Annotated in this window: 9 protein-coding genes; 4 read left to right on the forward strand and 5 right to left on the reverse strand. The window is 65.7% G+C overall.

Translation table 11 applies throughout. The annotated features are described in order from the left end of the window. From VIQ49_RS25240 to VIQ49_RS25255, 4 genes are all read left to right on the forward strand, one after another. The coding region (locus tag VIQ49_RS25240) for an SDR family oxidoreductase (protein WP_331889329.1) at positions 1-702 on the forward strand (702 nt) is incomplete at its 5' end. 10 nt (positions 703-712) lie between these two features. Continuing rightward, complete coding sequence (locus tag VIQ49_RS25245; RefSeq protein ID WP_331889330.1) at positions 713-907, forward strand: ferredoxin; 195 nt, start codon at positions 713-715, stop codon at positions 905-907. Between the two features lie 49 nt (positions 908-956). After that, positions 957-2,327 (forward strand): cytochrome P450, encoded by a 1,371-nt coding sequence (locus VIQ49_RS25250; protein WP_331889331.1) that lies wholly within the window; start codon positions 957-959, stop codon positions 2,325-2,327. Between the two features lie 80 nt (positions 2,328-2,407). Next, a complete protein-coding gene (locus VIQ49_RS25255; RefSeq protein WP_331889332.1) occupies positions 2,408-2,848 on the forward strand; it encodes a hypothetical protein in 441 nt (146 codons plus the stop codon). A 53-nt stretch (positions 2,849-2,901) separates the two neighbouring features. Here VIQ49_RS25255 and VIQ49_RS25260 read toward each other — a convergent pair whose 3' ends face one another. The 5 genes from VIQ49_RS25260 to VIQ49_RS25280 all read right to left on the reverse strand — a co-directional run. Further along, entirely contained in the window at positions 2,902-4,113 is a 1,212-nt protein-coding gene (locus VIQ49_RS25260; protein ID WP_331889333.1) for a hypothetical protein, read from the reverse strand. Positions 4,114-4,116: 3 nt separating this feature from the next. Continuing rightward, complete coding sequence (locus VIQ49_RS25265; RefSeq protein WP_331889334.1) at positions 4,117-4,917, reverse strand: sugar phosphate isomerase/epimerase family protein; 801 nt, start codon at positions 4,915-4,917, stop codon at positions 4,117-4,119. Continuing rightward, a complete protein-coding gene (locus VIQ49_RS25270; protein WP_331889335.1) occupies positions 4,910-6,079 on the reverse strand; it encodes a sulfotransferase in 1,170 nt (389 codons plus the stop codon). The genes VIQ49_RS25265 and VIQ49_RS25270 overlap by 8 nt, the downstream gene beginning before the upstream one ends. Continuing rightward, positions 6,076-7,203, reverse strand: coding sequence for an LLM class flavin-dependent oxidoreductase (locus VIQ49_RS25275; protein ID WP_331889336.1), 1,128 nt, complete (start codon positions 7,201-7,203; stop codon positions 6,076-6,078). Before VIQ49_RS25275 ends, VIQ49_RS25270 begins: the two co-directional genes overlap by 4 nt. A 113-nt stretch (positions 7,204-7,316) precedes the next feature. After that, positions 7,317-7,649, reverse strand: a 333-nt coding sequence (locus tag VIQ49_RS25280) for an acyl-CoA dehydrogenase family protein (RefSeq protein WP_331889337.1), incomplete at its 5' end; no start/stop codon positions are given.

Below are 7,649 nucleotides of genomic sequence, written 5' to 3' on the forward strand. Positions count from 1 at the left end.
GACCTCGACGAGACGGCGGCTTTCGTCGAGAAGACCGGGCAGCGGGTCTTCACGGCCAAGGCGGACGTGCGGGACGCAGCGCAACTGAAGAAGGCGCTCGAGGACGGCATCGCCCAGCTCGGCGGCCCGGACATCGTGGTCGCGCAGGCAGGCATCGCGGGCATGAAGGGCAATCCGCCAATGCAGGCCTGGACCGACGTGATCAACACCAACCTGATCGGCACCATCAACGCCATCCAGGTCGCGTTGCCCCACCTCAAAGAGGGTGCCTCGATCGTTGCCACCGGTTCGACCGCGGCACTGATGGACGCGCACAACAAGCCCAATCCGGGCAACGACCCGGGAGGCATGGCCTACATGACGTCCAAACGGCTGCTCTCCCAATACGTTCACGACCTCGCCACCGAGCTGGCGGTGCGGGGCATCCGCGCCAACGTGGTACATCCGACGAACTGCAACACCGACATGCTGCAGAGCCCGCCGATGTACAAATCCTTCCGGCCCGATCTGGAGAACCCGACCCGCGCCGACGCCGAACCGGTTTTCGGCGTGCAACAGGCGATGAAGGTCAACTTCATCGAACCGGAGGACATCAGTAACGCCATTCTCTGGCTGGTGTCCGATGAGGCCCGCTACGTCACCGGCATGCAGCTGCGCGTCGACGCGGGCGGCTATCTGAAGTGGTACGACTACCACGCCTAGGGAGGAACTCGTGAAGGTTTGGGTTGACCCGGATCGGTGTCAGGGACACACGCTGTGCTCGATGATCGCTCCGGATTCCTTTGAGCTCAGCGACATCGACGGGACCGCTTCACCGGTCAACGAGATCGTCCCGGCGGATCAGGAGGACGCGGTCCGCGAGGCGGCGCAATCCTGTCCGGAACAAGCCATCTCGATCGAGGAATGAACTCTTCGGTCGCTGTCAGGAATCGTCCAAGTACAGGGAGACTAGTGCCTTGAGTGTCGACGACGTCGTGAGCGGCACCGCCGACGACAGCCGTAAGCAGAACACCTATCACTTCGACCGGCACACGCCGGAGTACCGGCTGCAGTTCGAGAAGATCACCGAAGAGATGCAGACGAAGTGCCCGATGGCGTGGACTGACACGTACAACGGGCACTGGGTGGCTGCCGACAGCAGGCATGTCTTCGAGTTGGCGCGCTGCCCGGTGGTGTCCAACCACCACGACATCAGCGGTGAAACACCTTTCCAGGGCATCACGATCCCGAAGGCCAGCCGCGCCACCGTCGTTCGCGGCGGCATCCTCGAGATGGACGAACCGGAGCACAGCACCTACCGCGGCGCGCTGAATCCCTACCTGTCGCCGGCGGCGATCAAGCGGTGGGAGCCGTTCGTCGACGAGATCACCCGCGCCGCACTCGATGAGCACATCGAGTCGGGCCGCATCGACTTCGTCGAACACCTGGCCAACGTGGTGCCCGCGGTGTTCACCCTGGCGATGATGGGCATCGGGCTGAAGAAGTGGAACGTCTACAGCGAGCCCACCCACGCCTCGGTCTACACGCCCGAGCATGCTCCCGAGCGGGAGAAGATCAACGAGCAGCATCGCGAGATGGGCCTCGATCTCATCACCAACATGATGGAGATCCGGGAGAATCCGCGCCCCGGGCTGGTGAATGCGTTGCTGCAGTTGCGGATCGACGGCGAGCCCGCCCCGGACATGGAGATCCTGGGCAATCTGGGGCTGATCATCGGTGGCGGCTTCGACACCACCACCGCACTCACCGCGCACGCGCTGGAATGGCTCGGCGAGCACCCCGACGAGCGCGAGCGCCTCAGCCGGGAACGCGCCAAGCTGCTGCATCCCGCCACCGAGGAGTTCCTGCGGTTCTTCACCCCGGCTCCCGGTGACGGACGGACGTTCGCCGACGACGTCGAGGTCGAGGGTCAGCACTTCAAGAAGTACGAGCGGTTGTGGCTGTCCTGGGCGATGGCCAACCGCGACCCCTCGGTGTTCGACAAGCCGAACGAGGTTGTCCTGGACCGGAAGGGCAACCGGCACTTCAGCTTCGGCATCGGGGTGCACCGCTGCGTCGGCTCGAATGTCGCCCGCACCGTGTTCAAGTCGATGCTGACCGCCGTGCTCGACCGGATGCCCGACTACGTGTGCGATCCCGAGGGAACCGTGCACTACGACAGCATCGGCGTCATCCAGGGCATGCGCAACCTTCCCGCCACGTTCACACCGAGCAAGCCGCTGGGACCAGGGCTCGACGAGACGCTCGAGAAGCTTCAGCGAATCTGCGACGAGCAGGAACTCGCGCGCCCGATCACCGAGCGCAAGGAAGCCGCCGTCATCGATTAAGGGGCCGATCCGGCCCACGGTTGGCGGCGAGGTGGTTCGATGAGCACTGGTCGGTAGTCACAGAAGGGCAGCAGACAGTCATGAAGCTCAGCAAGATCGGGGCCGTGACGGCCGCGCTCATGGCGGCAGCGACGCTGCTTGCGCCGCCGTCGTCGGCAGCAATGCAGTTGGGCAACTACGACCTGCAGACCAACCGCTACTCGGATGCTTCGTGGCTGTGGTTCATCTCGGCGTGCATCCCGGAGAAGTCGACCGACTGCGTCCAGATCGGGGCACGGCCGCGCTTGCAGCGTTATGCCTACTACGGCGGCAAGGCCTTTCTGGGTCCCGACAACCGCTACACCTTGACCGTCGATGTACCCGACGGCCTACTGTGCCCCGGTCAGCGCTTGCCGACCCGCGAAACCTATTCGTGGGACGCGGTCACACTGGTCGGAACCATCGACTCGGTGTACAACGTGGGCTGCTTCAATGGCCCGCCCGGACACCAGTTCTGGACGTTCAAACTGCAGCGCCTGTGATTTCGGTGTCGCTGGTCACGCTGAGGTTGACCAGCGACACCCGAATCGCCCGCTCACAGCGACGCGTAACGCTGCCGGATCCCGGTGAAGCGTGCCCACATCTGCTCGGTCCGCTCTTGTGCGGTTGCCCAGGCTGAATCCGCGGGCAACACGTCGGACAGCTGGGCACGCTCGACGAGCCGGGTCCGAAGAACCGCGGGCGCTCCCTCGAGCATGTGCCGGTATGTCAGGTTGCCCCGCTCGAAACCCTGGGTGTCGATCCAGTTGTGGTAGCCCGGATCGTCGTGGGCAAGGATCAGCCGCACTCTTCCGTCGCCGTCCACCGTGGTGCGACTGGGTGTGTAGCTGACCGGGCGATAGAGGAAGTCCATGCTGTTGAAGAAGACGCCCATGTTCGTCAGAGTCCACAAGCCGTCGTGCGCGTCGAACTCGATGATCAGCGCCTCGTCCGGCGCCAGCACCCAGTGCATGTTCGTCGCGGACCGCCCCCGCTTCTCGTCGTCTGAACTGGATTCCACAGCCGGAAACCGGTTCGGCTCATCAGGGTTGACGCCGCCGTGGGTGAAGGGGAACTCGGGCCAGTCGTGCATCAGACCGGTGATGAACTTCCCTGCCCATCCGATCGCTTCGACCATCTCCTCGGCCGTCGGCAACGGTTTGGGTGATGCCATGTCGACCCGTTCGATGTGCATCCGGGCCGGTCGCTCGCTCCAGGAGTCGAAGCCCTGACGGACGAACAGCTTGCGTGAGCCCGGCGTGGTGGGTAACCAGTTCGGACCGCGCGGTGGTCCCCCGACATAGACCTCGAAGCGGCCGTCGGGCGAGAGCTCGAGCCGGTCGCCGGGCAAGCTCGCTTCCGGTACATCGCCGAACGGCTCATGCAGCACCCCCGGTCCGTCAGGCCGCGGACCCTGCACAGTGAAGTTGACGAACCTGGCCGTCCCGCGGTCTCCGGCGATGCGGTAGATCGATCGGCCGTCGATCCAGGCCTGCTGGTACACGAAATCCGCACAGTCCCCGCCCAGCTTTCGGGTCGGGCCGCAGAAGGGGTGCAGGCTCGGGTAGCGGGTGTTCCTGGTCTCGAGGGCGAGGTCGAATGCCTGTCCTAGGTTCTGGGTGAGAAACCGCAGACCGTCCACCCGTTGGCGGCTCGCGGATGGGTTGTGGTCCTTGAACACCTGCCGGCCGGCAGCCTTGAGCTGATCGCAGAACGTGTCCCACGCGTGGTCGAGGGACGCGTCATCTGGGCCGTCACCGAATGCCACCGGCTATCCCGCCGTGCCCTCGACGCGCTGCAGCATCGCCGACGCGGCCGCGCGGGCGCGCCTCGCAGCTTCGACCCGCCCTTCCGCCTCGATCCGCGGCCCGATCAACTCGAGATCGAAGCCATGCGAATAGTCGGCGGTGAGCGCCTGGCCCACCACCGCCTCCAGGGGAATCACACCGTCGCCCGGCACGGCGCGCGCCGGCAGGGCCCGGTCGCCGAGCACGTAATCACTCAGCTGGATCATCACCGTACGGGGCAACGCCCGCTCGACCAGGGCGCCGAGGTGCGCTTCCGTCCAGCAGTGGAACAGGTCGATGCAGATTCCCAGGCCGGCCGACTCGGCCAGCTCGATGGTGTCCCGCAGCGTGTGCGCGATGTGGATGTCGGCGTAGAGGCCCGAGGCGTTCTCGATCGCGAGAGCCACACCCGCCTGCCGGGCGGAGTCCACACCCGGTTGCACCGCTGCACAGAATCGCTCGGCCGCGTCCTCCCAGGACAACTCGCCCCGGCCACCGGTCAACATGTAGATCGATCGCGCGCCGACGGCCGCGGCGGTGTCGATCACCCGGTGCAGCTTGTCCGTCGACTCGAACAGGTGAAAGACCGTCTCGACGGTATAGCCCTGTGCCGAGATCACTTTCGGCAGAGCAGGCTCGAGTAGCTGCGAATCGACGAGGCTCAGCCTGCCCACACCCAGAGATCGCCAATGGGCACGCAACTCGTCGAAGCTCGCGTCCCCGAACGACACGCTGTGCACGGACACACGCTCGTCGGCGGGCGACTCCGGGGGCGCCTCACTCACGCTTCTCTATCTCCACCCCGAAGCGCTCGCGGAACGGCCGGAACTCTTCGTGCAGCACATCGAGATCCTCGCCGATGTCGGTGAGCAGTTTGGTGGAATAGCGGAATTTTCCGTAGCGATCACCCCGGTTGTTCGCCAGATAATCCTGCATCGCCCGGGTGCCTTCCGGGGTCAGGGTCCGCCCACAGAACTCGTAGTAACGGCGAGCCGTGTCCACCGGGTTGTCCACGAAGTCGCGGTAGCGGACGTGCATGATCCGGGGGTCGTCGACGAGTTCGTTTGTCATGGTGTTGCGGATGCTGGCGCGAGTCAGTTCCAGATGCATCTTCGCCGCGGCCTGCAGGTCGACCGGCCCGACAATGCCCTCGAGGATGTCGGCCATCATCATCGTGCGGGACGCCGCGACCTGGACCGGGTCGCGGTGTAGCCACAACAACGTCGCGTCGGGATACGCGGCGAACAGCTCCGCGAGCCGGAAGCCGTGAAACCCCTTGAGCACCCAGCGCTTTGGCGTCTTGCCGTACTGGAGCTGCTGCAGCATCGCCTTGTGGATACGGTACTGCGCCTCGGCGTCGGTGGGCAGTCCCCCGACCACCGTCTGCATCGGCACCCGCCACCACGCCGTCGGGGTCATGACCCGGAAGTCGAACGCCCAGGTGCGTTCGTCCTCGGGTAGCCCGTCACCGAGCATGTCGTTGTAGGGATGACTGAGGAGCCACTTGGGCATCTTCGCGTTGATCTCGCGCCAGTCGGCGTCCGCCCGTGACGGTCGCGGGTCGCCAGGGTGGGCGAGCCCCGGAGGGGGTGACGGGTACATCACCTCCCAGAACCGCAGGGCGCGTGCCTGCGGGTCGACCGACATCAGGGCGTGCATGAGCGTGGTGCCCGAACGGGGTTCACCGGTGACGAACATGGGCCGGTCGATCGTCTCGTCGGCCAACGGGTAGCGTCGGCGATCTTCGAAGAACTCCAGGCGGCTGGTCAGCAACCAGTGGCACACGTCCGCGGCCCTGCGCACACCATCGGAGTCCATGCCGAGACGGTTGAGGTGCTCCACGGCGACCGCGAAGCGTTCAGGCAACGTCGGATCCCCGTAGTCACTCAGACCGGTTTCGTCGCGCGCTCGCGCGAGCATGCGATCAGCATCGAGAGGTGCTGTCACCGCGTTCCTTCACAGAGTCGCATCAGTTCGTCCTCGGCGCGGCGGACGTTCTCCGCGGACGCCGCCGCGTAGTGGAGTCCGGCCATCGCCCCATAGTCCAAGATCTTGGGCACCCGCAGGCCGGCGTCGACGAAGTCGGCGATCATGCGGGCCACCTGTTCGGGAGTACCGTGCGGTACCAGCGCGAGAATCATCTCCGGCTCGACCCGGCCGAGGAAATCGATGATGCGCTCGCGGGTCAGGACGGCGGGGTCGATGTCATGGAAGCCACCCCAGCTCTCTCCCATCGGGTGCTCGAATCCGAAGCCGCGCAGCACCTCTGCGGATACCTGCAGTAGGAACGACTTGACCAGTGGAGCCTGCAGGACCTCGGCCAACGCGGCCTCGTTGCGGCCCATCACACAGATCTGGATGAAGCACGGAGTGATCGACATCGGGTCGCGTCCCGCGCGATCGGCCGCGCCCCTGACCCGTGCGAGCTTGTCTGCGTAGTCCTCTGGGGTCCACGCCCCTGCCGGCCACCAGCCGTCGGCGAACCGTCCGGCGATGTCGAGCGAGCGCGGACCGCTGGCGCCCATCCAGATGCGGGGGAATCGGCCCTCGTAGGGTTCGGTGTCGAGGCGGGCGTGGCGCAAGCGGAAGAATCGGCCCTCGAAATCCACCGGACCGGAGCTCTCCCACAGCAACTTGATGACGCGCAGCGCCTCCTCGAGCCGGCTGACCGGCGCATCGAAGTCGAAACCATACGGAACGATGTTCTCGGCTTCGCCGCTGCCCAGCCCGAGGATGAAGCGGCCTCCGGACAGGTGGTCGATCGTCAACGCGCTCTGCGCAAGCGACGCAGGATGGCGTCGTACGGTATCCACCACGCTGGTGGCCAGCGGAACGTTCTCGGTCAGCACCGCCGCCGCTGCTGCGACCGCCATTCCGTCCAGATGGCGGTGCGGCGACGGTGACGCGGTCGCGAGATCGGTGAACTCCGGGGTCCAGATCGAGTCCGGCCAGAAGCTGACCATGTGGTCGGGCAGCCAGATGGAGTGATAGCGCCCACTGTCGAAGTGTTCGAGTCGCGCGAGGTCCAGCGGGAGGGTGGTGCGGAAGAACGCCGCAGGCTGGACTCTCATCTCATCATCCCTCCGATGGGGCTTTCGGTGCGCTGCGCGCTGCCCGACAGCCTCTTCACTCGGTGCCGATCGTTGTGAGCTCGACCTTCTTCAACGTCACCGAGACAGCTCCGCTATCTCCGGGGCAGCCCCAGCACCTGCTGGGCGATGATGTTTCGCTGGATCTCCGAGGTGCCGCCGGCGATGGTGCCGCCGAAACTGCGGGCATAGCGCTCGAACCAACTGGCGAAGTAGTGGTCGAGGTTCATGTGCGCGTAAGGCCCGGAGGTCGCGGGATGGACCAGGCCGTCGGGTCCGGCCGCCTGAAGCGCGTTGTGCAGTGCGCGCTGCTCGGCCTCGGCGCCGAACAGTTTGGGGATCGACACCGACGCGACGTCGACCTCGCCGCGCGCTGCCTTCGCCAGCCCGACGGAACCCAGCAGGCGCAGCGCCTGATAGTCCATGAC

It is taken from the genome of Williamsia sp., from assembly GCF_036566845.1.
Lineage (GTDB): Bacteria > Actinomycetota > Actinomycetes > Mycobacteriales > Mycobacteriaceae > Williamsia.

Bases quoted from the DNA above. Each gene is read 5' to 3' on its own strand.
- VIQ49_RS25275 (WP_331889336.1), bottom strand. From the start codon at position 7,203: ATGAGAGTCCAGCCTGCGGCGTTCTTCCGCACCACCCTCCCGCTGGAC.
- VIQ49_RS25255 (WP_331889332.1), top strand. From the start codon at position 2,408: ATGAAGCTCAGCAAGATCGGGGCCGTGACGGCCGCGCTCATGGCGGCA.